At 62.9% G+C, this 25,850-nt stretch carries 22 protein-coding genes and 1 pseudogene; 12 read left to right on the top strand and 11 right to left on the bottom strand.

What is annotated here, in order from left to right:
• Positions 1-1,248, bottom strand: a complete 1,248-nt coding sequence (lysA, locus tag LMH93_RS26220; RefSeq protein ID WP_003253648.1) for a diaminopimelate decarboxylase — start codon at positions 1,246-1,248, stop codon at positions 1-3.
• 9 nt (positions 1,249-1,257) lie between these two features.
• On the bottom strand, positions 1,258-1,476 hold the full coding sequence (lptM, locus tag LMH93_RS26215; protein ID WP_003253649.1) for an LPS translocon maturation chaperone LptM: 219 nt from the start codon (positions 1,474-1,476) through the stop codon (positions 1,258-1,260).
• Positions 1,477-1,715: 239 nt separating this feature from the next.
• Here lptM and cyaY point away from each other — a divergent pair, with 239 nt between their 5' ends.
• The 3 genes from cyaY (at position 1,716) to rnk (ending at position 2,831) form a co-directional block, all read left to right on the top strand.
• Positions 1,716-2,048, top strand: a complete 333-nt coding sequence (gene cyaY, locus LMH93_RS26210) for an iron donor protein CyaY (protein ID WP_004575827.1) — start codon at positions 1,716-1,718, stop codon at positions 2,046-2,048.
• 1 nt (position 2,049) lies between these two features.
• Positions 2,050-2,274 (top strand): DUF1289 domain-containing protein, encoded by a 225-nt coding sequence (locus tag LMH93_RS26205; protein ID WP_230064739.1) that lies wholly within the window; start codon positions 2,050-2,052, stop codon positions 2,272-2,274.
• 146 nt (positions 2,275-2,420) lie between these two features.
• Positions 2,421-2,831: a nucleoside diphosphate kinase regulator gene (rnk, locus tag LMH93_RS26200; RefSeq protein ID WP_003253652.1), complete on the top strand. Its 411-nt coding sequence runs from the start codon at positions 2,421-2,423 to the stop codon at positions 2,829-2,831.
• A 90-nt stretch (positions 2,832-2,921) separates the two neighbouring features.
• On the opposite strand, the gene LMH93_RS26195 is transcribed toward rnk, so the two are convergent.
• The gene (locus LMH93_RS26195) at positions 2,922-5,777 is read right to left on the bottom strand and encodes a class I adenylate cyclase (RefSeq protein ID WP_070096551.1); all 2,856 of its coding nucleotides are present in this window, start codon (positions 5,775-5,777) and stop codon (positions 2,922-2,924) included.
• A gap of 166 nt (positions 5,778-5,943) precedes the next feature.
• On the opposite strand from LMH93_RS26195, the gene LMH93_RS26190 reads away from it, so the two are divergent.
• Positions 5,944-6,396 (top strand): YaiI/YqxD family protein, encoded by a 453-nt coding sequence (locus LMH93_RS26190; protein WP_003253654.1) that lies wholly within the window; start codon positions 5,944-5,946, stop codon positions 6,394-6,396.
• A gap of 201 nt (positions 6,397-6,597) precedes the next feature.
• Here LMH93_RS26190 and elbB read toward each other — a convergent pair whose 3' ends face one another.
• Positions 6,598-7,257 (bottom strand): isoprenoid biosynthesis glyoxalase ElbB, encoded by a 660-nt coding sequence (gene elbB / locus LMH93_RS26185; protein WP_003253655.1) that lies wholly within the window; start codon positions 7,255-7,257, stop codon positions 6,598-6,600.
• A 112-nt stretch (positions 7,258-7,369) separates the two neighbouring features.
• On the opposite strand from elbB, the pseudogene LMH93_RS26180 reads away from it, so the two are divergent.
• Positions 7,370-7,996: pseudogene (locus LMH93_RS26180) on the top strand (sterol desaturase family protein); the annotation flags it as partial.
• Between the two features lie 501 nt (positions 7,997-8,497).
• On the opposite strand, the gene LMH93_RS26175 reads toward LMH93_RS26180, so the two are convergent.
• A complete protein-coding gene (locus LMH93_RS26175; RefSeq protein WP_017148020.1) occupies positions 8,498-9,142 on the bottom strand; it encodes a DedA family protein in 645 nt (214 codons plus the stop codon).
• Positions 9,143-9,355: 213 nt separating this feature from the next.
• On the opposite strand from LMH93_RS26175, the gene ppk1 reads away from it, so the two are divergent.
• On the top strand, positions 9,356-11,599 hold the full coding sequence (gene ppk1, locus LMH93_RS26170; RefSeq protein WP_003253658.1) for a polyphosphate kinase 1: 2,244 nt from the start codon (positions 9,356-9,358) through the stop codon (positions 11,597-11,599).
• On the opposite strand, the gene ppx is transcribed toward ppk1, so the two are convergent.
• The gene (ppx, locus tag LMH93_RS26165) at positions 11,586-13,088 is read right to left on the bottom strand and encodes an exopolyphosphatase (RefSeq protein ID WP_003253659.1); all 1,503 of its coding nucleotides are present in this window, start codon (positions 13,086-13,088) and stop codon (positions 11,586-11,588) included. The genes ppk1 and ppx overlap by 14 nt on opposite strands.
• 253 nt (positions 13,089-13,341) lie before the next feature.
• On the opposite strand from ppx, the gene trxA reads away from it, so the two are divergent.
• The 5 genes from trxA (at position 13,342) to LMH93_RS26140 (ending at position 18,697) form a co-directional block, all read left to right on the top strand.
• A complete protein-coding gene (gene trxA / locus LMH93_RS26160) occupies positions 13,342-13,671 on the top strand; it encodes a thioredoxin TrxA (protein WP_003253660.1) in 330 nt (109 codons plus the stop codon).
• Positions 13,672-13,898: 227 nt separating this feature from the next.
• Positions 13,899-15,158 (top strand): transcription termination factor Rho, encoded by a 1,260-nt coding sequence (gene rho / locus LMH93_RS26155; RefSeq protein WP_003253661.1) that lies wholly within the window; start codon positions 13,899-13,901, stop codon positions 15,156-15,158.
• 207 nt (positions 15,159-15,365) lie between these two features.
• Positions 15,366-16,832: a 4-hydroxy-3-polyprenylbenzoate decarboxylase gene (gene ubiD, locus LMH93_RS26150; RefSeq protein ID WP_020192776.1), complete on the top strand. Its 1,467-nt coding sequence runs from the start codon at positions 15,366-15,368 to the stop codon at positions 16,830-16,832.
• Positions 16,832-17,800 carry a CDP-6-deoxy-delta-3,4-glucoseen reductase gene (locus LMH93_RS26145; RefSeq protein WP_230064738.1) on the top strand — a complete coding sequence of 323 codons (969 nt, stop codon included), beginning with the start codon at positions 16,832-16,834 and terminating at the stop codon, positions 17,798-17,800. Before ubiD ends, LMH93_RS26145 begins: the two co-directional genes overlap by 1 nt.
• A 246-nt stretch (positions 17,801-18,046) precedes the next feature.
• Complete coding sequence (locus tag LMH93_RS26140) at positions 18,047-18,697, top strand: gamma-glutamylcyclotransferase (protein WP_012054059.1); 651 nt, start codon at positions 18,047-18,049, stop codon at positions 18,695-18,697.
• Between the two features lie 165 nt (positions 18,698-18,862).
• Here LMH93_RS26140 and LMH93_RS26135 read toward each other — a convergent pair whose 3' ends face one another.
• Positions 18,863-19,840: an NADPH:quinone oxidoreductase family protein gene (locus LMH93_RS26135; protein WP_230064737.1), complete on the bottom strand. Its 978-nt coding sequence runs from the start codon at positions 19,838-19,840 to the stop codon at positions 18,863-18,865.
• Between the two features lie 157 nt (positions 19,841-19,997).
• Between LMH93_RS26135 and LMH93_RS26130 the strand changes: the two genes are divergently transcribed.
• Positions 19,998-20,402 carry a flagellar basal body-associated protein FliL gene (locus LMH93_RS26130; RefSeq protein WP_003253671.1) on the top strand — a complete coding sequence of 135 codons (405 nt, stop codon included), beginning with the start codon at positions 19,998-20,000 and terminating at the stop codon, positions 20,400-20,402.
• A gap of 55 nt (positions 20,403-20,457) precedes the next feature.
• On the opposite strand, the gene LMH93_RS26125 is transcribed toward LMH93_RS26130, so the two are convergent.
• From LMH93_RS26125 to LMH93_RS26110, 4 genes are all read right to left on the bottom strand, one after another.
• Positions 20,458-21,570 (bottom strand): ABC transporter permease, encoded by a 1,113-nt coding sequence (locus tag LMH93_RS26125; RefSeq protein ID WP_014754797.1) that lies wholly within the window; start codon positions 21,568-21,570, stop codon positions 20,458-20,460.
• 1 nt (position 21,571) lies between these two features.
• Complete coding sequence (gene rbbA / locus LMH93_RS26120) at positions 21,572-24,292, bottom strand: ribosome-associated ATPase/putative transporter RbbA (protein ID WP_014754796.1); 2,721 nt, start codon at positions 24,290-24,292, stop codon at positions 21,572-21,574.
• A complete protein-coding gene (locus LMH93_RS26115; RefSeq protein WP_003253678.1) occupies positions 24,289-25,248 on the bottom strand; it encodes an HlyD family secretion protein in 960 nt (319 codons plus the stop codon). Before LMH93_RS26115 ends, rbbA begins: the two co-directional genes overlap by 4 nt.
• A gap of 95 nt (positions 25,249-25,343) precedes the next feature.
• Complete coding sequence (locus tag LMH93_RS26110) at positions 25,344-25,793, bottom strand: EVE domain-containing protein (protein ID WP_003253680.1); 450 nt, start codon at positions 25,791-25,793, stop codon at positions 25,344-25,346.
• Between the last annotated feature and the right edge of the window lie 57 nt (positions 25,794-25,850).

The following is a 25,850-nucleotide window of genomic DNA, read 5'->3' as shown; positions in this document are numbered from 1 at the left end:
TTACTCCGGCAGCAGGCTTTCGCCAGCATACAGTTCGGCGACGGTCTCGCGGCGGCGTACTTCGAACGCCTGGTCGCCGTCGACCAGGATTTCAGCGCAACGGCCGCGGGTGTTGTAGTTGGAGCTCATGACAAAACCATAGGCGCCCGCGGACTCTACGGCCAGCAGGTCACCTTCGGCCAGGTTGAGTACGCGGTCCTTGCCGAGGAAGTCGCCAGTCTCGCAGATAGGGCCGACCAGGTCATAGGCACGGCCTTCGCCTGCACGTGGCTTGACCGCGCTGACACCCATCCAGGCCTGGTACAGGGCCGGGCGGATCAGGTCGTTCATCGCTGCATCGATGATCGCGAAGTCCTTGTGTTCGGTGTGCTTGAGGTATTCCACGCGGGTCAGCAGCACGCCAGCGTTGGCGACGATGTAGCGGCCAGGCTCGAACACCAGGGCCAGGTCGCGCTCGCCCACGCGTTCGCGGATGGCCTTGATGTAGTCGGCCACCTGTGGTGGCTGTTCGTCGCGGTAGCGCACGCCGACACCGCCACCCAGGTCCAGGTGGCGCAGGTGTATGCCGCACTCGGCCAGGCGGTCGACCAGCACCAGCAGGCGGTCGAGGGCGTCGAGGAATGGCTCGACGGTGGTCAGTTGCGAGCCGATGTGACAGTCGACACCGACCACTTCCAGGTTCGGTAGCTGTGCGGCGCGTACGTAGATGGCCTCGGCATCGGCAATGGCGATGCCGAACTTGTTTTCTTTAAGGCCGGTGGAGATGTACGGGTGAGTACCGGCATCGACGTCCGGGTTGACCCGCAGCGACACCGGGGCAACCTTGCCCATTTCGGCGGCGACTACTTGCAGGCGCTCCAGCTCGTCGGTGGATTCGACGTTGAAGCAGTGCACGCCAACTTCCAGGGCACGGCGCATGTCTTCACGGGTTTTGCCAACGCCGGAGAACACCACGCGGTCGGCACGCCCGCCAGCGGCCAATACACGCTCCAGTTCACCACCGGAGACAATGTCAAAGCCTGCGCCCAGGCGCGCCAGCACGTTCAGCACGCCAAGGTTGGAGTTGGCCTTGACCGCGAAGCACACCAGGTGCTCGGTGCCTTGCAGGGCGTCTGCGTAGCTACGGTACTGGGCCTCGATGTGGGCGCGCGAGTACACATAGGTGGGGGTGCCGTAACGTTCTGCAATGGCCGACAGGGCCACGCCTTCCGCGAACAGCTCACCGTCGCGGTAGTTGAAAGCGTTCATCTGGTTTCCTTACTGCGCTGGCGACTGCTCGGACTCGGACTCGGACTGCAGCTCGGGCTGCTGTTCTTGTGCCGGGGCCGGCTTGGCTTTTGGCTGGTGCTGGTGCGACGTGTGCGCTTTGCCGTTATCGCCATCTTCAGGCAGATACAGCGGGCCTTTCTGGCCACAGGCCGAAACGAGGCAGGCAACAGCGACCAGCGCCGCGAAGGAGGAAATCAGGCGCTTCATGGGTGAAATCCTTAGAAAAATGCAGTATTGCGCCCGAGTATACCGAGCGACCGGCGGCTTGCCTATGCAAGGACCGGTCCGCCGGGCGGGCTATGCTTAGCCTCTGCGCAGCCCCCCGTAGGAGCGGGCTTGCCCGCGAAGAGGCCGGTGAACGCAACGGCTAAACCTTTGCATTCGGCGGCAAGCGCCCGTATCTTGCCCGGCTTGCCTGTAACGCAGCCAATTTCGAGGTTCCTGCAATGAGTTTGAGTGAAGCGCGTTTCCATGATCTGGTCGACGCGACCCAACAGGCCCTGGAAGATCTGTTCGACGAGAGCGGTCTGGACCTGGACATGGAGAACTCCGCCGGTGTCCTGACCGTCAAGTTCGAGGGCGGCGCCCAGCTGATCTTCAGCCGTCAGGAGCCATTGCGCCAGCTGTGGCTTGCCGACCGCTCCGGTGGTTTCCACTTCGATTACGACGAAGACAGCGGCAAGTGGGTGTGCGAAAAGAGCGAAGAGTTGCTGGGTGAAATGCTCGAGCGTATCGTCTGGGAGCGGGCCGGCGAGAAGCTGGACTTCGACGAAATCTGACATGAGTAGCGCCCAGGCCCGGCCGCCCAAGCCGCTTTACAGCAACGTCAGCCCTGCAGTGCCGTCACCGTGCATCAGCGTATGCCGGCTGGACGAACAGCGGGTGTGCACCGGTTGCCATCGACATGTCGAGCACATTCGCGAATGGCGCTCGGCCGATGACGAACGGCGCCGTCAGATCTGCCGCGAGGCCCAGGTCTTGCGCGAGCAGGTTAAGGCACACTGAGCGCAGGGGCTTGAGTATTTGCCCGGCTGTGGTAGTGTCGGGTTCTGCGTCGGTGACGCCAAAGCCTTCTCAAACCCCGCCCTTGGGCGGGGTTTTGCTTTATTTGCACATTGAAAACTGCCTGTTCAAAGGAGTCTGACTGGATCATGAGCACCAAGCCTTCCCTCATCCTCACCCGATTGGACGTACAACGTCTGGAGCGTCTGATCGACAGCCTCGACGAGAGTACGCCGGGTGTGCTCGCCCTGCAGGACGAGCTTGACCGCGCCGAGCAGGTGGTCGGTCACGAGGAAGTGCCGGCGGGCGTGGTGACCATGAACTCGCGGGTGCACTGCCGTGAGGAAGCCAGCGGCAAGGACTACCACCTGACACTGGTGTACCCCAAGGATGCCGGGCCGGAAGGCAAGGTCTCGATCCTGGCGCCGATTGGCTGCGCTTTGCTGGGGCTGTCGGTGGGCGAGCAGATCGACTGGCCGGCACCGGGGGGCAAGACCCTCAAGCTGAAGCTGCTGGAAGTGGAGTACCAGCCGGAGGCGGCGGGCGATTACGACCTGTAAGGGCCAGGGGGCCGTTTCGCGGCCCGTTTGCAGCGCAAGGCTGTTGCTACAGAGAGATGCACTCTTTTGTCGCCGCCTTGTGCTGCGAGTTCAGGCGCCCTCCGCCAAAACCTGCTCCAACCCCTCATTCAAAGCCTGCTCCAGCACCCGCTTGTAGCTCAGGTAGGCCTGCGTTGCCCCCAGCCGGTCATCCAGCAACTCGGACAAATCCAGGTCGGTGATATAGCACCGGTACTGCGCTGTGCCACGGCGCTGACCGATGATCTGCCTGGCCACCACCGCATACAGCTGCTCACCATGTTCCAGCTCGGAAAACTCCTGCTGGTCGCAGTACAGCGTCACATGCGCCACGCCCGCTACACCCGCCTGGATAATCGCCTGTACCTCATAGTAAGGCTGGTCGCTGCCCTCGGCCGGGGCCAGGCGCGGCTCGATGTTGCGTGCCTTGCCTGGGCCGGTGGGCAGCAGCTGCGCGTAGTGGATATCCAGCGAGGCGGGTCGCAGGCTATCGAGGGGCAGGCGGGCATCGCGGCGCATCACCACCGAGCGCAGAAAACGTTGCAGTGGCAACAGCAGATGCGCTTCGTCATGCAGCGGCAGGCGTTGTTGCCACAATGCGTTGTATTCATCCAGCACATACACATCGGCCCAGCCGCCCTGCAGGCGGTAGAACACCTGAATGCAGGCTGGTCGGCCTTGCTCCAGCACCAGGCGCAGGTCGTGGTCCTGCAGCGCATTGGCATCCAGGTACAGCGGGCTGTAGGTGCCTCGCTCTTCGCCCAGGTAGGCCAGTAGCGCCTCATGCTCGGCCAGGGTTGTCAGGCTGACATGCTCGGGCAACAGCTCCAGCACATGGGTGTGGTGGGCCACTTGCAGCAGGTAGCGGTGGTGGAGCCCTTGATCCCGCAGCAGCTGGGCGGTGTCGAAAATTTCCTCTACGCGCTGGCCGATCGGCTGGGCGCGGCTTTGGCAGAAGCAGCGTACTCGCACCCTTGGCCGGTGGCCGCGCTGCGCCGGGCTGTTGAGGAAGTCGCGCAGGCAGCGCACCAGCGCGTGTTCACCGTCATAGCGCTGGACCAGCACCTCGTTCCAGCTGTTGACGGTGACCTGGTCCAGGGTCAGCACCAGGTTTTCGCGCACGCCAGCGTAGCTCAACGCGTCGGTGCGCTCTGTGGTCATCAAAACGTTCAGCTCGCGGTGGTGGCGCAGCGGGTCGACGCCGACGTTGACCAGCAACAACACCTCATCGGCAACGCTGGGCTGCAAAAGGCGCACTTCGCTGACGGTCGGCAAGGGCAGGGGGACACTTTGCCGCAGACAGCCCAGCAGGTTGAACAGCTCAAATTCCCCAAGGTCGCTGGCCCCTGGATGCAGCGCCATGCGGGTGCTGCTGTCGATCACTCCGTTGCGATGGGCCCAGGTCAGCAGTTCGAGTAGCTCGCGGCAGCGTTTGATCGGGCTGAAGTGCTGCACCTCATGGGTGCTCAGGTTGCCGCTGTACAGCTCCCAGTGGTAGCTGCCCGGCTCCTTGCGGTTGGGTGCCTGGACCAGCGTCAGGGTGCCTTCGGCGAGGTCAGGGGCGATGCCGGGGTTAATCACTTCGACCTTGCCGGCGCGGCGCTCGAAGGCTGCGTACAGGCGCCGGCCCAGCACATTGAGGTCGCGCTGGTCGGCGCGGCTGCTGGCGTTCTGGGTGCGAGCGAACTGGCTGAGGAAGCGATAACTGAGGTTAAGCTCGGCCACCAGCTCACGCCGCTCGACGGCAACCTGCTGCACTTTCCATTGGCTGCGGCTGTCCAGCAGGGCCAACTGGCGCTGGTCCCAGCCCCACTCGTCGGTCAGGCGCTGCAGCAGCCGGCGTTGCCAGCCATGGCTGCGGCCCTGGTCGCTGAGCTTTTTGTTCACCTTCAGGTACAGGCTGCGCCGTACCAGCTCCAGGCGCGCGGGTTCGCCGCGTTGCAGCAGGTAACGTTCGATGCGCCGGTAGACCATCACGTAGGGGTCCAGCTCGTCGAGGTCGAGCTGGTTGGCAAATACTGCCTGCTTGTAGTCCAGGCTCAGGCAGCGCACCGCAGGGTGTTCGCCGGCGTAGGCTTCGGTCAGCAGCAGTTTGAGCAGCGATTTGTAGGGCGAGTCGATGCCTTTGAACAATTGCCACAGGCCAGCGCCGACGAACTCACCGGGCGGAATGTGCGCCAGGTTGCCGAGGTCAAGGGCTTCCTGGCTGCGGATAAAGCGCTTGGACAGCAACGTCTGGGTGTAGCTGTAGTAGTTGTGTTCCTCGTACACCGGTACCAGCCACCACAGCGGCGTACGCCCGGCCAGCCACAGGGTGGTGCGGTAGAACTCGTCCAGCAGCAGGTAGTGCTGGGTGGTGCCGCAGTCGTCGGAGCCGAGCTGGCCATCGCGCTGACCCTGGGCGAAGCCCTGTGTGTCGATCAGGAAAAAGTGTGCTTCGGCGCCCAGGCTTGCCGCCCAGGCCTCCAGCAGCTGGCACTTGCGGCGCAGCTCACCCAGCAGCTGTTCGGGCAAGCCGGGTGCATGGCACACCCACAGGTCCATGTCGCTGTGCTCGGCCTGCGCCAGCGAGCCCAGGCTGCCCATCAGGAACAGGCCGTGGATCGGGCGTGGCGGGTTGCCATGCTGGGCCTTGTAAGTGAACGAGCGGGCCAGGCGTTGGGCATCGGCCACCAACTCGGCGCTTGGCTCGTAAGCCGATACGCCCGCAGGGGTGCTGCCGGAGACGTAACCCGGCAATAGCGGGTGGTTCACGTGAAACAGCAGCGGCAGCAACGACAGTACCTGTTGCTGGCGCGTTGACAGGCCTTCCTTTGCCCGCTGCAGTCGGCCCTGGTTCAGATGCAGGAAGCGCGCACGCAATGTCGCCAGGACCTTGCGGTCGATGCCTTCGTCCAGGTCAGGGCGGATTTCGTGAGGGTGGTTCATTGCGCGCTCGGGCAGGCCATTGAAGCTGTGGCGAGTTTAGCCTGAGTGGCGGGGTCGGATAAGCGGTAATTGAAATTCTGGCGCCATTTTTCCAGCGCTGGCCTGCTCCAGCTTTCGCTGCGCTTCAGGCATGATGGGCGCATTGAGTTCATGTAGAGAGTGTCCAATGCGTGTATGGATCGATGCCGACGCCTGCCCCAAGGCGGCCAAGGATCTGATCGTCAAGTTCGCCCTCAAGCGCAAGTTCGAGGTGGTGATGGTGGCGGGGCAGGCGGTGGCCAAGCCGGCGTTCGCGATCGTGCGTCTGATCGTGGTGCCCAGCGGCATGGATGCGGCCGACGATTACATAGTGGAGCACGCCGTGCCTGGCGAGCTGGTGATCTGCAGTGACGTGCCGCTGGCCGACCGCCTGGTGAAAAAGGGCGTGGCCGCACTGGACCCGCGTGGGCGTGAGTTCGACGAGCGCAACATGGGCGACCGCCTGGCGGCGCGCAACCTGTTCACCGAGCTGCGTGAGCAGGGGCAGGTGGGGGGCGGGCAGGCGGCCTATGGCGAACGTGAGAAACAGGCGTTTGCCAATGCACTGGACCGGATCATTGCCCGCCTCTCGAAAAGCTGAGCGCTGACACGGTTCCTGTCGGCGACAGCCCAGCGTGGCGCGGTGGATGGCACCGGCTTTGCCGGTGTTCGCGGGTAAACCCGCTCCTACAGGTGATCGCGCAGGCTTTTCATGAGTTTCCCCCACAGGTACCGCGTGACCTTGAAGCCTGTGCTGGACCTGTGGGAGCGGGCATGCCCGCGAAGAAGCCAACGCAATAACTTACTCGTGCGTCAGCTCCAGCACTCGGTCTACCAGCTTGTAGATCCCGCCCGCCGCCTCGCTGATCGACTTGGCCTCCATGTACGCCGGGGTCGTCACGAGCTTGCGCTGGGTGTCTTCGACAATGTCGTGTACATCGCACGCTTCATGGGTGCCGCCCATCTTCTCGACAGCCGCCGCAGTGCCGGCATCGCTGCCGATGGTGCAGACCACGCCCGGCCCGTAGATCTTCGCCGCAAGCGCCGGCGAGATGCAGATCAGGCCAACGGGTTTGCAGGCGTCGGCAAAGGCTTCGGCCAAGGCCAGCACGTCTGGGTTCACGCTGCAGTTGGCGCCTTCCACGGCAAAGTTGGACAGGTTTTTAGCCACCCCGAAACCGCCCGGCACGATCAGTGCGTCGAAGTCTTCGGCCTTGGCTTCACGGATATCCTTGACCTCGCCGCGGGCAATGCGCGCCGACTCCACCAGCACATTGCGCGATTCGGGCATTTCTTCGCCGGTCAGATGGTTGATTACATGCATCTGTGCGATGTTCGGCGCGAAGCACTGCACCTGCGCACCGCGCTGGTCGAGGCGCAGCAGCGTGATCACGCTTTCGTGGATTTCGGCGCCGTCATACACGCCACAGCCGGAAAGAATCACCGCTACTTTTTTTGTCATGCTCATTACTCCAGTGTCGAGGCGCTAAATGTCCTCTAGTTTGGCAGATGTCGCCATAGGGATTCCTGCGGGGGCGGCCTAATCTTGGTGGATAACGCCTGAGGTCGCGCCCATGGACCTGATACTGCTGGCCGTGCCGTTCTTTTTTGTGCTGATAGCCGTCGAGCTGGTCGCCGACCGCGTGCGCGGCCAGCACAACTTCACCCTGGCCGACTCGATCAACAGCCTGAGTACCGGCGCACTGTCGACCAGTACCGGCCTGCTGACCAAAGGCGTAGGGCTGGTCACCTATGCTCTGGTCTTCGAGCACCTGGCGCTGTTGCAATTGCCGGCGCAGGCAGGGTGGGTCTGGTTGCTGGCCTTTGTCCTGTACGACTTCTGCTACTACTGGCTGCACCGCCTGGGGCATGAGCGCAACGTACTGTGGGCTGCGCACTCGGTGCATCACCAGAGCGAGGAGTACAACCTCACCACGGCGCTGCGCCAGACCAGTAGCGGGTTCCTCTTCTCGTGGTTGCTCTACCTGCCGCTGGCGCTGCTGGGTGTGCCGCCACTGGTGTTCATCACCGTCGCCTCGCTCAACCTGCTGTATCAGTTCTGGGTGCATACCCGGCATATCCCTAAACTTGGCTGGCTGGAGTGGGTGTTGATCACGCCGTCCAATCATCGCGTCCACCATGCGCAAAACCCTGCTTACTTGGATCGCAATTACGGTGGTGTGTTCATTCTCTGGGACCGTCTGTTCGGCACGTTCAAGGAGGAGGACCCGGCCGAGCCGGTGGTGTTCGGGGTGACCACGCCGCTGGCCAGCTGGAACCCGCTATGGGCCAACCTGCAGTTCTATGCCCAGCTCTGGCACGACGCCCGGCGCACCACCAGCCTGTGGGACAAGCTGCGTATCTGGTTCATGCCTACCGGCTGGCGCCCGGCCGATGTGGCCGCACGCTACCCACAGGCCAAACAGGACTTGGCGCTGTTTCGCAAGTTCGAGATTGCCCTGGGGCGCGGGCAGCAAGCCTATGTGGCGGCGCAGTTCGTGGTTTATGTGGCCTTGGGCAGCTACCTGATGGACGTGGCCGACCGCGTGCCGGCCGCCGCGCTGGTGCTCGGCTGGTCACTGATGGCGTTTGGTTTGTTCGTGCTGGGCGCGTTGCTGGAGAACCGGCCCTGGTCTGCACGCCTGGAGCTGGCGCGGTTGTGTCTGAATGCGCCGGCATTGTACCTGGCCGGCGCCTTGGGCTTAGCGGTGGTCGCCCCGCTGGCCTGGTTTCTGCTCGTGGCTTACAGCCTGCTCAGCCTCTGGGGGCTGGGCCTGGCTCGCCGCCCTGCGCTCCGCGCGCAGAGTACGGAAGCGCCGGCGCAGCCACAGCAGGCCGCCCAGCGCCACCAGGCCGCCAAGCACCCATAGCTCGTAACGTTTGACGTTGCCCAGCAAGCCTTCGAGGATGGCGCCGAAGTGGTAGGCGGCGGCGCCCAAGGCCACTGCCCAGATGCCCGCGCCAATCCCGTTCAGCAGCAGGTAGCGACGTGGCGGGTAACCCGACAGGCCGATGGCCACCGGCATGACCGTGCGCAAACCATAGACAAAGCGGAAGCTCAGCACCCAGATATCGGGGTGGCGGCGGATATGGTCCAGCGCCCGGTCGCCCATTGCCTGCCAGCGCGGCTTGCGCGCCAGGATCCTGCGCCCGTGGCGTCGGCCCATGAAGTACCACAACTGGTCGCCCGCGTAGCTGCCGAAGAAGGCCACCAGGCACACCAGATTGATATCCATGTAACCGCGGAACGCAAGGAACCCCGCAAGCACCAGAATGGTCTCGCCTTCAAAGAAGGTGCCTAGAAAAAGGGCGAAGTAGCCGAAATCCTGCAGGAATTGTTGAAGCATTTTCTGAGGTGCTGGCGAAATGAACGCGCAGCCTACCCCTTCGCGCGCGTTCGTGAAAGTGTCCAAATGTGTCTCGACGTGAACAATTCCAGCGCAGACAATGCCAGAGGCCCCTTGCCACGGCTTGCCCATATGTGTAACACGGGCGTCATAATGGGCGCTTATCTTGCCGCTCAATAGATGATAGGGCGTTAACGTCCTCAGGAACGCCAGATGAATAATGAAGTGCTAAGCCCTGTCGCGATCAAGGATGCTCAGGAGCTCCCAGAAGAGATGCTGCAGACCCCGCCAGACCTGCCTCCGGCGGCTGAGCCTGTAGCGGAGCCGGTGGCCGAGCCTGCAGCTCCGGTGCCCGCGCCGTCCCCGGCCATCGCCGTCCCTGGCCTGGACGACAGCAGCCTGTACATTCATCGCGAACTCTCGCAACTGCAGTTCAATATCCGGGTGCTGGAGCAGGCACTGGATGAGAGCTACCCGCTGCTGGAACGCCTCAAGTTCCTGTTGATCTTCTCCAGCAACCTCGACGAGTTCTTTGAGATTCGTGTCGCAGGCCTGAAGAAGCAGATCAACTTCGCCCGTGAACAGGCCGGCGCCGATGGCCTGCAACCGCACCAGGCGCTGGCGCGTATCAGCGAACTGGTGCACATCGAGGTAGAGCGCCAGTACGCGATCCTTAACGACGTGCTGCTGCCAGAGCTGGAAAAGCACCAGATCCGCTTCATCCGCCGCCGCTACTGGACACCCAAGCTCAAGACCTGGGTACGCCGCTACTTCCGCGACGAAATTGCCCCGATCATTACCCCGATTGGCCTCGACCCGACTCACCCGTTCCCGCTGCTGGTGAACAAGAGCCTCAACTTCATCGTCGAGCTCGAGGGGGTGGACGCCTTCGGTCGCGACTCGGGCCTGGCGATCATTCCGGCGCCACGCCTGCTGCCGCGGGTTATTCGCGTGCCGGAAGAGGTGGGCGGCCCGGGCGCAAACTATGTGTTCCTGTCGTCGATGATCCACGCGCACGCCGACGACCTGTTCCAGGGCATGAAGGTGAAGGGCTGCTATCAGTTCCGTCTGACGCGCAACGCCGACCTGGCGCTTGACTCTGAAGAGGTCGACGACCTGGCCCGCGCGCTGCGCGGCGAGCTGTTCTCGCGCCGCTACGGTGATGCCGTGCGCCTGGAAGTGGCCGACACCTGCCCGAAACACCTGTCGGACTACCTGTTGAAGCAGTTCAGCCTCAGCGAAAGTGAGCTGTACCAGGTCAATGGCCCGGTCAACCTCACCCGCCTGTTCAGCATCACCGGCCTGGACAGCCACCCGGAGCTGCAATACACACCGTTCACCCCGGCGATCCCCAAGCTGCTGGCGAACGCTGACAACATTTTCAGTGTGATCAGTAAGCAGGACATCCTGCTGATGCACCCGTTCGAGTCCTTCACGCCAGTGGTCGACCTGCTGCGCCAGGCCGCCAAGGACCCGCACGTGCTCGCCGTGCGCCAGACCCTGTACCGCTCGGGGGCTAACTCGGAAATCGTCGACGCCCTGGTGGACGCAGCGCGTAACGGCAAGGAGGTCACTGCGGTGATCGAGTTGCGTGCGCGCTTTGACGAAGAGTCCAACCTGCAGATGGCCAGCCGCCTGCAAGCGGCCGGTGCGGTAGTGATCTACGGTGTGGTCGGGTTCAAGACCCACGCCAAGATGATGCTGATTCTGCGCCGCGAGCAGGGCGAGATCGTGCGTTATGCGCACCTGGGTACCGGTAACTACCACGCCGGCAACGCCCGCCTGTACACCGACTACAGCCTGCTGACCTCTGACGATGCGCTCACCGAAGACGTCGGCAAGCTGTTCAGCCAGTTGATCGGCATGGGCAAGACCTTGCGCATGAAGAAGCTGCTGCATGCGCCGTTCACCCTGAAAAAGGGCATGCTCGACATGATCGCGCGGGAAACCCAGTTTGCCCTTGAAGGCAAGCCGGCGCACATCATCGCCAAGTTCAACTCGCTGACTGACGCCAAAGTCATCAAGGCGCTGTACAAGGCCAGTCAGTCGGGCGTGAAAATCGACTTGGTGGTGCGTGGCATGTGCTGCCTGCGCCCGGGCATTCCGGGGGTTTCGCACAACATCCAGGTGCGCTCGATCATTGGCCGCTTCCTCGAGCACACGCGGGTGTTCTACTTCCTCAATGGCGGCGAAGAGCAGATCTACCTGTCCAGCGCCGACTGGATGGAGCGCAACCTCGACAAGCGTGTCGAGACCTGCTTCCCGGTGGAAGGCAAGAAACTGTTGCTGCGGGTGAAGAAGGAGCTGGAAGGCTACCTGACCGACAATACCCACGCCTGGACCTTGCAGCCGGACGGGCGCTACGTGCGCAGCACCCCGACCGGCAACCAGAACCCGCGCAGCGTTCAGGCGACCTTGCTGGAGCGCCTGAGCAACCCGGTCCTCAACGTACGCTGAGGACGAAGCCGACCCGGGCCAGCCACTCCGCCTCGTTGGCGAAGTCGGCCTGGGTCAGCTGGTTCTGCTCCAGCCAACCGTCAGGGAAGGCTACATCCAGGCTGTTGTCTCCGCCGTGCAGTTCTACCTTTGGCATTTGCTGAGTGCCGCGGATGTGGTGGAACAGGATGGCAAAGCGCAGCAGCACGCACAGGCGCAGCAGTTTGACCCCTTCATCACCCAGTTCGGCGTAACGGTCCTTGGGGATGTTGCGGCGGTGGCCGCGTACCAGCAGGGCCATCATCTGCTGATCTTCCCGGGAAAAGCCTGCCAGGTCCGAGTGCTCGATCAGATAGGCGCCGTGCTTGTGGTAGTGATAATGGGCAATGTCCAGCCCGATTTCGTGCACTTTCGCGGCCCAGCCCAGTAGATCGCGCCAGTTTCCGTCTTTCAGGTTCCAAGCGTCGGCCACCTGGTCGAATGCGTGCAACGCCTTGCGCTCGACGCGCGCAGCCTGGCCCTGGTCCACGTGATAGCGCTCCATCAGCGAGTTCAGGGTGCGTTCGCGCACGTCTTCGTGGTGGTGGCGGCCAAGCAGATCGAACAGCACACCTTCGCGCAGGGCGCCGTCGCAGTGGTCCATGCGGTTCAGTTCAAGGGCATCGAAGATCGCTTCGAGAATCGCCAAGCCCGCCGGGAAGATAGTGCGGCGGTCTGGCTTGACGCCGTCGAAGTCGATCTTGTCGACCTCGCCCAGCTTGAACAGCTTGCGTTTGACCCAGGCCAGGCCTTCGGCGTTGACCTCGCCATTGCCCAGGCCACCGGCCTTGATGGCAGCGCCGATGGCGCGAATGGTGCCGGATGAGCCGATGGCCTCATCCCAGGTCAGGCGGTGCAGGGCATTTTCGATGCTCATCAGTTCCAGGCGCGCGGCCGTGTAGGCCTGGGCATAGCGGGCCGGGGTGATCTTGCCGTCGCGGAAGTAACGCTGGGTAAAGCTCACGCAACCCATCTGCAGGCTTTCACGCAGCAGCGGCTCGAAGCGCTGGCCGATGATGAACTCGGTACTGCCGCCGCCGATGTCGGCCACCAGGCGCTTGCCGGGGGTGTCGGCCAGGGTGTGCGACACGCCCAGGTAGATCAGGCGCGCCTCTTCACGGCCAGAGATGACCTCCACCGGGTGGCCGAGGATGGCTTCGGCGCGCTGGATGAATTCGTTACGGTTGCGCGCTTCGCGCAAGGCGTTGGTACCGACGATACGCACGGCGCCTGCCGGCATGCCGTTGATCAGCTGGGAAAAGCGCTTGAGGCAATCCAGGCCCCTTTCCATTGCCTCTTCACTGAGCATGCGCTCTTCGTCGATGCCGGCGGCCAGTTGAACCTTCTCGCCGAGCCGCTCAAGGATACGGATTTCGGTATGGTGGGCCTTGGCCACGACCATGTGAAAACTGTTGGAGCCAAGGTCGATGGCGGCGATCAGGGACAGGTTCTTCGCGATGGTATGCGGCATGATCTGGTTGTTCTCGGTCGTTAACCTGGCAATCGTGCCACGATAGCAGGCTATCGCCAACGCGTGACACTCAGCCGTTGTACTGGCCTTGATGCAAGGCAATGTGCCATTCGATTCTATGACGGCCATATGACAGTTTCGATTCGCGCCGTCTTGCGCAACTATAGTTACACTCAATCGTCCGTGGCTTCCTGTCCGGCGTAGGTGCGGCTATCATGGGCCACGTTTTTTGCTTACGACCCTGGAGATATCCATGAGCAGCGATCTGATCAAACATGTCACCGACGCCTCCTTCGAAGCCGATGTCCTGAAGGCCGAAGGCGCGGTACTGGTCGACTACTGGGCTGAATGGTGCGGTCCATGCAAGATGATCGCTCCGGTTCTGGACGACATCGCTTCCACCTACGAGGGCAAACTGACCGTCGCCAAGCTGAACATCGACGAGAACCAGGAAACCCCGGCCAAGCACGGTGTGCGTGGTATCCCGACGCTGATGCTGTTCAAGAACGGCAACGTCGAAGCCACCAAGGTTGGTGCACTGTCCAAATCGCAGCTGGCCGCATTCCTCGACGCCCACCTGTGATGTGAAAAGGCCCCGCAAATGCGGGGCTTTTCTTTTTCAGAGCACTAGACGCAGAAAAAAGCAAGTGTTACATTCGGCCTCGCACTGCTTTTCCAGTGCCCTCTACATGCCGTCGCCGAAGCATCCCTAATTCGAATCAGTACGCGATCCTGTCGCCATCCAGCGGCGCGGCCTCATTAAGCCAGAAGCTTAATTCTCCCTTCTTACATGATTACGTCATTCCCCTTATGAACCTGACTGAACTCAAGCAAAAGCCGATTACCGATCTTTTGGAAATGGCCGAACAGATGGGCATCGAAAACATGGCCCGTTCGCGCAAACAGGACGTGATTTTCGCCCTGCTGAAGAAGCATGCGAAAAGCGGCGAAGAGATCTCGGGTGACGGCGTGCTGGAGATTCTCCAGGATGGTTTCGGTTTCCTGCGTTCGGCTGATGCGTCCTACCTGGCCGGCCCAGACGACATCTATGTCTCGCCCAGCCAGATCCGCCGTTTCAACCTGCGTACCGGCGACACCATCGTCGGCAAGATCCGCCCACCGAAGGAAGGGGAGCGTTACTTCGCCCTGCTGAAGGTCGATACCATCAACTTCGACCGCCCGGAAAACGCGAAGAACAAGATCCTGTTCGAAAACCTGACGCCGCTGTTCCCGAACAAGCGCCTGAAGATGGAGGCCGGTAACGGCTCCACCGAGGACTTGACCGGTCGCGTCATCGACCTGTGCGCCCCGATCGGCAAAGGCCAGCGCGGCCTGATCGTTGCCCCGCCGAAAGCCGGTAAGACGATCATGCTGCAGAACATTGCGGCCAACATCACCCGTAACAACCCCGAGTGCCACCTGATCGTCCTGCTGATCGACGAGCGCCCGGAAGAAGTGACCGAAATGCAGCGCACCGTGCGTGGCGAAGTGGTTGCTTCCACCTTCGACGAGCCGCCAACCCGCCACGTGCAGGTTGCCGAGATGGTGATCGAGAAGGCCAAGCGCCTGGTCGAGCACAAGAAAGATGTGGTTATCCTGCTGGACTCGATCACTCGACTGGCGCGTGCCTACAACACCGTGATCCCGAGCTCCGGCAAGGTGCTGACCGGTGGTGTCGACGCCCACGCCCTCGAGAAGCCCAAGCGCTTCTTCGGTGCTGCGCGTAACATCGAGGAAGGCGGTTCGCTGACCATTATCGCCACTGCGCTGGTTGAAACCGGCTCGAAGATGGACGAAGTGATCTACGAAGAGTTCAAGGGCACCGGCAACATGGAGCTGCCGCTGGACCGCCGCATCGCCGAGAAGCGTGTGTTCCCGGCCATCAACATCAACCGCTCCGGTACCCGCCGCGAAGAGTTGCTGACCGCTGACGACGAACTGCAGCGTATGTGGATTCTGCGCAAGCTGCTGCACCCGATGGACGAAATCGCTGCCATCGAGTTCCTGGTCGACAAGCTCAAGCAGACCAAGACCAACGATGAGTTCTTCCTGTCGATGAAGCGCAAGTAAGCGAGCGTTTCAGGCTGGATTGATTGGGGCCGCCTTGCGGCCCTTCGCGGGCAAGCCCGCTCCTACACAGGTCATTGCGGCCCTTGTAGGAGCGGGCTTGCCCGCGAAGGGGTGCAAAGCGGCCCCAATGCATTTTCACCCCCAAACAAGGTCCGAACGGCGCTACACTCTGCACCCCGACCGATACGGCCAACACGAGGCTCCTGCATGCAGTATCGCGACTTGCGCGACTTCATCCGTGGCCTGGAACAGCGCGGCGAGCTCAAGCGCATCCAGGTACCGATCTCCCCCGTCCTGGAAATGACCGAGGTCTGCGACCGCACCCTGCGCGCCAAGGGCCCGGCATTGTTGTTCGAAAAGCCCACCGGCTTCGACATCCCCGTGCTGGGCAACCTGTTCGGTACCCCGGAGCGGGTGGCCATGGGCATGGGCGCCGAGTCGGTCAGCGAACTGCGGGAAATCGGCAAGCTGCTGGCCTTCCTCAAGGAGCCCGAGCCGCCCAAGGGCCTGAAGGACGCCTGGTCGAAGTTGCCGATCTTCAAGAAGGTCGTGTCGATGGCGCCAAAAGTGGTCAAGGACGCGGTGTGCCAGGAAGTGGTGGTCGAGGGGGATGATGTCGACCTCGGCGCATTGCCGATTCAGCACTGCTGGCCTGGCGACGTGGCGCCGCTGATTACCTGGGGCCTCACCGTGACCCGTGGCCCGAACAAGGACCGCCAGAACCTGGGCATCTACCGCCAGCAGGTGATCGGCCGCAACAAGGTGATCATGCGCTGGCTCAGCCACCGTGGCGGCGCCCTCGACTACCGAGAGTGGTGCGAGAAGAACCCCGGCCAGCCGTTTCCGGTCGCCGTGGCGCTGGGCGCTGACCCGGCGACCATTCTCGGCGCCGTGACCCCGGTACCGGACACTCTTTCTGAGTACGCCTTCGCCGGCCTGCTGCGAGGCAATCGCACCGAGCTGGTCAAGTGCCGTGGCAGCAACCTGCAGGTACCGGCAACCGCCGAGATCATTCTGGAAGGGGTGATCCACCCAGGCGAAATGGCCCCGGAAGGCCCTTACGGCGATCACACGGGCTACTACAACGAAGTGGACAGTTTCCCGGTGTTCACCGTTGAGCGCATCACCCACCGGCAAAAACCGATCTACCACAGCACCTACACCGGCCGGCCGCCAGATGAGCCGGCCATTCTCGGCGTGGCGCTGAACGAAGTGTTCGTGCCGATCCTGCAGAAGCAGTTCCCGGAAATCACCGACTTCTACCTGCCGCCGGAAGGCTGCTCGTACCGGATGGCGGTGGTGACCATGAAGAAACAGTACCCAGGCCACGCCAAGCGCGTAATGCTGGGTGTGTGGTCGTTCCTGCGACAGTTCATGTACACCAAGTTCGTTATTGTCACCGATGACGATATCAACGCTCGTGACTGGAACGATGTGATCTGGGCTATTACCACGCGCATGGACCCCAAGCGTGATACGGTAATGATTGACAATACCCCGATCGACTACCTGGACTTTGCGTCACCGGTGTCGGGGCTGGGTTCGAAGATGGGCCTGGACGCTACGCACAAGTGGCCGGGCGAGACTACACGCGAATGGGGCCGGGTCATCGTCAAGGATGAGGCCGTCACCCGCCGTATCGATGAGCTGTGGGATCAGTTGGGAATAGATTGATGCAGGTAACGTTGCAGCCGTCCGGGGCGGTGCTGGCGCTTGAACCCGGGGAACGGATCCTGGATGGAGCACGGCGGCTGGGCTATGACTGCCCAAACAGCTGCCGCAATGGCAATTGCCATGTTTGCGCCGCGTTGTTGGTTGAAGGACGGGTTCGCCAGGATGGCGAAGTCCGCGACCATGGTGAGTTGTTCACCTGCATTGCCGAACCGCTGGAGGACTGCGTGTTGCTCTGGGACGGTGTGCTTGCCTTGGGCGAGCTGCCAGTGCGCAAGCTGGCGTGCAGCGTCAGTGAGTGCGTCGACGTCGGCGGCGACGTCTGGCGGGTGCGCCTGCGTGCGCCTGCCGGTAAACCTCTGCGTTATCACGCGGGGCAATACCTGATGATCGAACGTGAGGGCGGCAAGCAGGCAGCTTTCTCGCTGGCGTCCGCGCCACATGCCGGGCGTGAACTGGAGCTGCATGTGCTGGCGCGTGAGCCCAGTGCGGTGCAACTGATCGACCAGCTGAGGCGAGATGGCCTGGCGCGCATTGAAATGCCGTTTGGCGACACCCACCTGGCCGAGCTGCCCGACGGGCCGCTGGTGCTGATTGCCGCCGGCACTGGCATGGGCCAGATGCACAGCCTGGTCGAGCACTGCCGGGCTCAGGGCTTCAAGCACCCGGTACACCTGTACTGGGGGGTGCGCCGGCCCGAGGATTTCTATCAGATCGAGCACTGGGACGAATGGCAGCGTCTGCCTAACCTGTTCCTGCATCAAGTGGTCAGCGACCTGTGTGGCTGGGAAGGCCGCTGCGGCTTGCTGCATGAAGCGGTCTGCGACGACATTGCCGACCTCAATAGCGTGCATGTGTATGCCAGCGGCTCACCGAACATGATCTACGCCACGCTCGACGCCCTGGTCCAAGCCGGTATGGATGCGCACCGCATGCGTGCCGATGTGTTCGCCTACGCGCCGCGCGGTTAATAACCGAAGTTTGAAAGTGTCGGTATAAGGCGGTAATTGTTACCGCCTTGGCCAATAACTTTCACCGCTGCTGAAACAGTACTTCCCAGTCGTCGGAGCCGTGTATGAAACACGAGCTCAAGGGCTTGAGTATTCCTGCAATTCTGGCCTATGGTTACTGCAAGCGCCCTTGGTAAAGCGGCCTGGGGCCGCAGCGTAATCGAAGCTCGCTACATCCGTAGTTCACAGGAATAATGGCGGCAGCTTATGTCGGCACTTGAAAGTATGTCTTGGGAAGTTTCATACCCTCCGGCACTTGATTTCGGTCAGCAACATACTCGCGAACAGTTGTTCAGCTCCATGAAAACAACCATGTCCAGGCATCAGGGTGGGCCGGTGTGGCTGTTTGCCTATGGTTCGTTGATCTGGCGCCCGGAGTGCAATTCGGTGGAGCGCCAGCGCGCGCGGGTACATGGTTATCACCGTGGCTTGTACCTGTGGTCGCATGAACATCGCGGTACCCCGGAAACGCCCGGGCTGGTGTTTGGCCTGGACCGCGGTGGCTCCTGCAGCGGCTTTGCCTACCGGCTGGATGAACGCAACCTGGACGACTCACTGATGGCCCTGTGGCAACGCGAGATGCCCTATCCGGCATACCGGCCGCACTGGCTCAACTGCCGCCTGGGCGATGGTAGCAAGGTGCAGGCCTTGGGCTTTGTACTGGAGCGGCATCTGCCGTGCTATGCCGGTAACTTGCCGGATACCTTGCTCAGCCAGATCCTGGCCAGTGCCAAGGGGCGTTATGGCACCACGCGTGACTATGTCGAGCAGACCTTGAATGCACTGCGCAGTCACCAGATGCCCGATCGCAACCTGGAAGCGCGATTCAGGCGTTGCCACAATCTGCGCGAAGTGTGAGCAACCTGTTCCGGCCTCTTCGCGGGTAATCCCTGTAGGCGCGGGTTTACCCGCGAATACGGTGGTGCCGACAACGGTGAACGGCGGGTGGAATTGGCCGGCAGGCCCGGCCCTTTCGCGGGTAAACCCGCGCCTACAGGCGACCGCGCAGAGGCCGGTACTGCCTTACCTGGCCAGCACCACCAACTTACCCACCGCCTGCCGTTGCCCCAGCTTCTCGATAGCAGCCCCGGCTTCTTCCAGTGGATAAGTCTGCGACACCAGCGGCTTCAACTTGCCCTCGGCATGCCAGGCAAACAGCTGGTGAAAGTTGGCCGCGTTGTCCTCCGGCTGGCGCTGGGCAAATGCCCCCCAGAACACGCCCAGTACCGCCGCGCCCTTGAGCAGCACCAGGTTGGCCGCCAGCTGTGGAATGCTGCCACTGGCAAAACCCACCACCAGCAGCCTGCCATTCCAGGCCAACCCGCGCACCGCTTGTTCGAACAGCTCTCCACCGACCGGGTCATAGATCACGTCCACGCCCTGGCCACCGGTCAGGCGTTTGATTTCTTCGCGCAGGTTGGCCTGGCTGTAGTCGATCAGCTCATCCGCCCCGGCAGCCTTGGCCACGGCCAGTTTCTCGGCACTGCTGGCCGCCGCGATCACCCGCGCGCCCATGGCCTTGCCGATCTCCACCGCCGCCAGGCCCACCCCGCCGGAAGCGCCCATTACCAGCAGGGTCTCGCCGGCTTGCAACTGGCCACGCTGGCGCAGGGCGTGCATCGAGGTGCCGTAGGTCATGCCGAAGGCCGCAGCGGTGGTGAAGTCCATGCTCGCCGGGATCGGCAGAACGTTATAGAACGGCACCGCCACTTGCTCGGCGAACGCACCCCAGCCGGTGAGCGCCATGACCCGGTCGCCGACCTTGAACGCGCCGGCCTTTTCGCCGACGGCGGCCACCACGCCTGCTGCCTCGCCACCTGGAGAGAACGGCAGCGGTGGCTGGAACTGGTACTTGCCTTCGATGATCAAGGTGTCGGGGAAGTTGACCCCGGCAGCCTGCACGTCCAGCAGGATCTCGTTCTTCTTCGGCAGTGGGCTGGCCACCTCTTCCAGCACCAGGTTGCGCGCCGGACCCAGGATTTTGCACAACACAGCTTTCATCGGGGCTATTCCTTTGCGGGTAGTGGCCGATAAGTGTAGGAGGGCCGCTTGGCAGGTCAACGAGCATGGCCCGCCCTGATGGGCCGGCATAAGCCCGGGCTTGGGTTTGAGCGGTGTGCTGGGTAAGCTGGCGCCAACTGTATTGAGGAGCGAATTCGTGAAAGCGTGGATCTTGATGGTGCTGGCGCTGCTGTTGCCGGCTGCGGCCATGGCCGAGGAAGCCAAGGAAGGGGTGCCCAAGGTCGCCTACATCAGTCTGAGCCCGCCCTTCGTTGGCAACTATGCGCTCGACGGCAGCCCGCGGCTGCGCGTGTACAAGGCTGACGTGGCCCTGCGCGTGACGGGCGACGAAGCGGCCAAGACGGTAAAGCACCACGAACCGCTGATCCGTAACCAGCTGGTGGCACTGTTCACCCAGCAGACGGTGGACAGCATGAGCAACGTCGAGGCCAAGGAGCACCTTCGCCAAGAGGCGCTGAAACAGGTGCAGCAGGTGCTGGAGGCGGAAGAGGGTAAGCCGATCGTTGAAGACTTGCTGTTCAACAACCTGATCGTGCAATAACCGCTGATAGTTGCCAGTCCGGCCCCGTGGGGATTGCGCAGGCCCTCGTCCTTGCTCAGGACGTCAGGGTACGGCGGAACCGCGCGAGGGCCACGCTGAAGAACACCAGGCCGATCAGGCCCAGCGCCAGGATATCCGGCCATACCACCGCCCACCCGGCATCCCTGAACAGGATTGCGGCACTCAGGCTGACAAAGTGCGTTGAGGGTGACCCTTGCATCACCCACTGCAGCCACTGCGGCATGCTGTCCAGAGGTGTGCTGCCGCCGGACAGCAACAGCATCGGGATGATCACCGGGATCGCCAGCAGGCCGAACTGCGGCGTCGAGCGCGCCAGGGTGGCGAGGAAAATGCCCAGCGATGTACTGGCGAACAGGTACAGCGCGGTCACGGCCAGGAACAGCCCCATCGAGCCAGACAGCGGCACGCCCAGTGCACCTTTGACGACTACCACCAACGAAATCCAGGTGCAGATCACCACCACCAGCGCGTTGCTGCCGATCTTGGCCAGCATGATCTCCAGCGCGGTCAACGGCAGCACCAGCAGGTGGTCGAGGGTGCCATGCTCACGCTCGCGCAGCAGCGCGGTCCCGGTGAGGATGATCGCCAGGATGGTGATGTTGTTGACGATCTGGATCACGGCCAGAAACCAGCCCCCCTCCAGGTTGGGGTTGAACAGCGCCTTGGGGTTGATCAGCACCGGGCTTTGCTCGTTACCACGCTGGCTGTAGTCGAGCAGCTCGCGCTCGAAGATGCGGCCGATGTAGCCGGCGCCCATGAACGCTTGGCTCATGGCTGTAGCATCGACGTTGATCTGCAGCTCCGGCGAGCGCCCGGCCAGCAGGTCGCTCTGGAAGTTCACCGGTATGTTGATGACGAAGGTGTACTGGCCGCTGTCCATGGCCTGGTCCAGGCGCTGCGGAGGCAGCGGCACGGCTGGCTGGAACTCGGGCGGTTGCAGGGCTTCGCTGAGCTTGCGCGAGAGCAGGCTATGGTCTTCATCCACCACCGCCACGCTGGCGTTGTGTACACCGATCACCGAGCCGGCTGCCGGCATGTAGATCGCCACGCTGAAGGCATATAACAGGAACAGCAGCAGGACGCTGTCATGGCGCAGGCTGGTCAGTTCTTTCAGGCCCAGGCGCAGGGTGTGGTTCAGGCGCGACATGTCAGGCCTCCTGCTTTTTCAGCATTGCCAGGCTCAGGCCGGTGAACGCGGCAAAGAAGCTCAGCAGGATCAGGCACTGCGGCCACAACTCGCGCAGGCCTAACGCCTTGGTGAAGGTGCCGACTGCGATGTCGAGGAAGTAGCCCGCCGGGAACAACTGGCCCATCACCGCTGCCGCGCCGTCCAGCGACGAGCGTGGCACGATCAGCCCGGAAAACTGGATGGTCGGCAGGCTGGTAATGATCATGGTGCCGAGAATGGCGGCGATCTGGGTGCGGGTGAATGCCGAAATCAGCAGGCCCAGGCTGGTGGTTGCCAGCAGGTAGGCCACGCCGCCACATGCCAAAGCCAGTACGCTGCCCTTGAGCGGTACGGCGAACAGCCAGCGGTTCATCGCCACCAGCAGCGCCAGGTTGACCAGGCTCACAGCCAGGTAGGGCATCTGCTTGCCAAGCAGGAATTCCAGGCGGGTGAGGGGTGTGGCGTAGAAGTTGGTGATGGAGCCGAGCTCCTTCTCGCGCACGATGCCCAGTGCCGTGAGCATGGCCGGAATGAAGGCCAGTATCAGTGCCATCACGCCCGGGCCGATGGCGTTCACGCTGACCACATCCTGGTTGTAGCGGAAACGCGTTTCCAGGCGCACCGGGTCCTGGCGTGGCTGCGGTTGTGGGCTGGCCTTTGCCAGTTGCTCCAGGTTGGCCTGGTGCACGGCTTCCACGTAGTTGCGGCTGGTTTCGGCGCGGAACGGCATGCCACCGTCGAGCCAGGCAGCCACCACCGGCTGGCGTCCGGCGTACAGGTCGCGACCAAAGCCGGGCGGAATTTCCAGTGCCAGTTTGATTTCCGAGCGTTGCAGGCGCTGGTGCAGCTCGCTGCTGTCGCGGATCGGCGCCTGTTCGGCGAAGTAGCGTGAGCCACGGAAGGCTTCGAGGTAGGCACGACTTTGCGGGCTCTGGTCCTGATCGTGCACGGCGAAGGCGAGGTTTTCCACATCCAGTGAAATGCCGTAGCCGAAGATCACCATCATGAACAGTGCACCCAGTAAGGCGAAGGCCAGGCGCACCTTGTCGCGCAGCAGCTCCTTGCCCTCACGGCCGGCCACTGCGAGCAGGCGACGCAGGCTGAAACCCTGGCGCAGCGGTAGGGTGGGGGTGGACGCCTGTTCCAGCACGCTGCTGTCGGTGGCGGCTGGCGCCAGTTCCTGGGCCTGTTCCAGGCAGCGGACGAACGCGTCTTCCAGCGTGTCGCCCTGGTACTGGTGCTGCAGGGCATCGGGCGTGTCGCAGGCCAGCACCCGCCCGGCGTGCATCAGCGAAATACGATCGCAGCGCTGGGCTTCGTTCATGAAGTGGGTGGAGAGGAAAATGGTCACGCCCTGCTCGCGGGACAGCTCTACCAGCAGGCGCCAGAAGTCGTCGCGGGCGGCGGGGTCGACGCCGGAGGTCGGTTCGTCGAGGATCAAGACTTCCGGGCGATGCAGAACCGCCACTGCCAGCGACAGGCGCTGGCGCAAACCAAGGGGCAGGGCGCCAGACGGTTGGTCGGCGATAGCGGCGAGGTCGAAGCGCTCGATCAGCTCATCGATGCGCTGGGCGCTCTCGGCTTTGGGCAAGTCGAACAGGCGGGCATGCAGGGCCAGGTTCTGCCGGGTGCTGAGCTCGCCATACAGAGAGAAACTCTGCGACATGAAGCCGACCCGCTTGCGTGTGGCCAGGTCGCTGGCGTCCACCGGGCGCCCCAGCAGGCTGGCGCTGCCCTCGCTGGCCGGCATCAGGCCGGTGAGCACTTTCATGGTGGTGGTCTTGCCGCAACCGTTGGAACCCAGGAAGCCGAAGATCTCCCCGCGGCCAATGGCGAAACTGACCTTGTTCACCGCTGTGAAGTCGCCAAAGCGCAGGGTCAGGTCGTGTGCCTCGATGGCGACCGGGCCGTCCGTGGCTTGGCGCGGCGGGATTGCCAGTGGTTGATGCTGCGCCTTGCCCGCGCCCTGGTAGTGGGTAAAGGCATCATCCAGTTTGCCGCTCGGGGTGACTGCAGCCAGTTCGTGGCTAGGGCCGGCGGCCAGCAGCCGGCCGCCATCGAGCATCAGGCAATGCTCGAACTGTTCGGCTTCTTCCATGTAGGCGGTAGCCACCAGCAGGGTCAGTTGCGGGCGTTGTGCGCGAACCTGTTCAACCAGCTCCCAGAAGCGCCGCCGCGACAGTGGGTCGACGCCGGTGGTCGGCTCGTCCAGGATAAGCAGGTCTGGCTCGTGGATCAGCGCGCAGCAAAGGCCCAGCTTCTGCTTCATGCCCCCCGACAGCTTGCCGGCCGGGCGCTGGGCAAAGCGCTGCAGGTCGGTGGCCTGCAACAGATTGGCCATGCGCTGTTCACACTCACGGCGGCCCAGCCCGAACAGGGTGGCAAAAAAACGGATGTTCTCGCTGATCGACAGTTCCGGGTACAGGTTGTTGCCCAGCCCTTGCGGCATGAACGCCACTTTGGGGTAGAGCGCCGTGCGATGGCGGCGTTGGCGGATCGAGCCACCCAGCACCTGCAGCTCTCCCTGCTGTAGGCGTTTCACGCCGGCGATCAGCCCCAGCAGGGTCGACTTGCCAGCCCCGTCAGGGCCTATCAGCGCGCAGCGGGTACCCACAGGGAGGCTGAAGCCTAGTGGGTGGAGGGCTATCACGTCGCCGTAACGGTGGCTGATGCCTTCGGCCAGCAGTGCCGGGGCGTTCATTGCAGGTTGGCCGGCCAGTCCACCTCAGCCGTGCGTACATAGCCGGCGCCTGGCATGCCTGGTTTGGCTTGCGGCACGGCGCCTGGGTCGCTCAGGCGCAGTTTGACCCGGAACACCAGCTTTTGCCGTTCGTCGCGGGTTTCCACCTGTTTGGGGGTGAACTGGGCCTTGGCTGCGACAAAGGCCACCTTGGCCGGCAGTGCGCGCTCGGGCAGGGCGTCGAGCACGATGCGCGCCTGATCGCCTACGGTCAGCCGGCCGCTGGTAGAGGCCGGGAGGTACAGGTTCATGTACTGGTCGCTGGGGTCGATCAGCATCAGCACACGGCCGCCGGCACCCAGCACTTCACCGGGTTCGGCCAGGCGCAGCTGGATGATGCCGTTGATGGGCGCACGCAGGCTGCTGTCGTCGATTTCGCTGGTGAGCTGCGCCACTTGGGCTTCGGCGGCGCCAATGGCGGCCTTGATCGCTGCCAGTTGGGCGCGGGCAGCGACTACTGCTGCGTTGGCCGTGTCAAAGCGCGCCTGCTGTTGGTCGAGCAACTGCTGGCTGGCGAACTTGCGCTGGAAGATTTCGCGTACGCGCTTGAGCTCCTGGCTGGCCAACAGCAGTTCGCTCTGGCGCAGTTGCACGGTGGCCTGGGCGGCGGCGTAGTTTTCTCGGGCGCGCAGCACTTCGGCTTCGGCCTGGCTGCGCTGGGCTTCCATGGTGCGTGTGTCGATGCGTGCCAGTAGCTGGCCACGGGTCACGTTGTCGCCTTCATCGACCAGTACTTCGGCCAGGCGACCGGGGATCTTGCTGGCGATCTGCACTTCGGTGGCTTCAAGGCGGCCGTTGCCCATGCTCAGGCCTTCGGGCAACTGGTCGTGAAGCGACTTCCAGTACCCCAGCCCGCCTGCTGCAGCGAGCAGTGCGATCAGTGCAGTGGCGAAGATTCTAGGGGCGTATCGGTTCATCGTTCTGCATCCTTGCGGTCATGCACAGTACATCATGCCTGGCGGCCATGTGTGGCGTGTTGATATCGGTCAAGCCCTTGACCTTAGCTGCGTATTCAGCGCAACGCGACAATCACCGCCCATTGCTCGGGCGTTACCGGCATGACCGACAGGCGGCTGCCTTTTTGCACCAGGGGCAACTCGACCAGACCGGCCTGCTGTTTCAGCCACCCCAGTTCCAGCACCCTTGGAAAGGTTTGTACGTGGGCCACATCCACCGCGCTCCACGGGTTCTTGTCGATCGTGGCCTTGGCATCGTGATAATGGCTTTCCGGGTCCAGCGCGGTCGGGTCCGGGTAGGCCGCGCGGGTGATTTTGGCAATGCCGGCGATGCCGGGTTGCGGGCAACTGGAGTGGTAGAAGAAGAACTCGTCACCCACGCTCATGGCCCGCAGAAAATTACGCGCCTGATAGTTACGCACGCCGTCCCAGCGCGCTTCGCCCAAGCGTGCGAGGGCTTCGATGGAGAGCTCGTCGGGCTCGGATTTCATCAGCCAGTAAGCCATGGATGCTGCTCCTGAAAAGGTTTGAAATAACCTGTTGCACGAAACCGACAGCCGGTT

It is taken from the genome of Pseudomonas sp. CIP-10, assembly GCF_020911845.1.
GTDB lineage: Bacteria > Pseudomonadota > Gammaproteobacteria > Pseudomonadales > Pseudomonadaceae > Aquipseudomonas > Aquipseudomonas alloputida.
The sequence above is the reverse complement of the archived record's forward strand: the minus strand, read 5'-3'. Positions and strand labels throughout refer to the sequence as shown.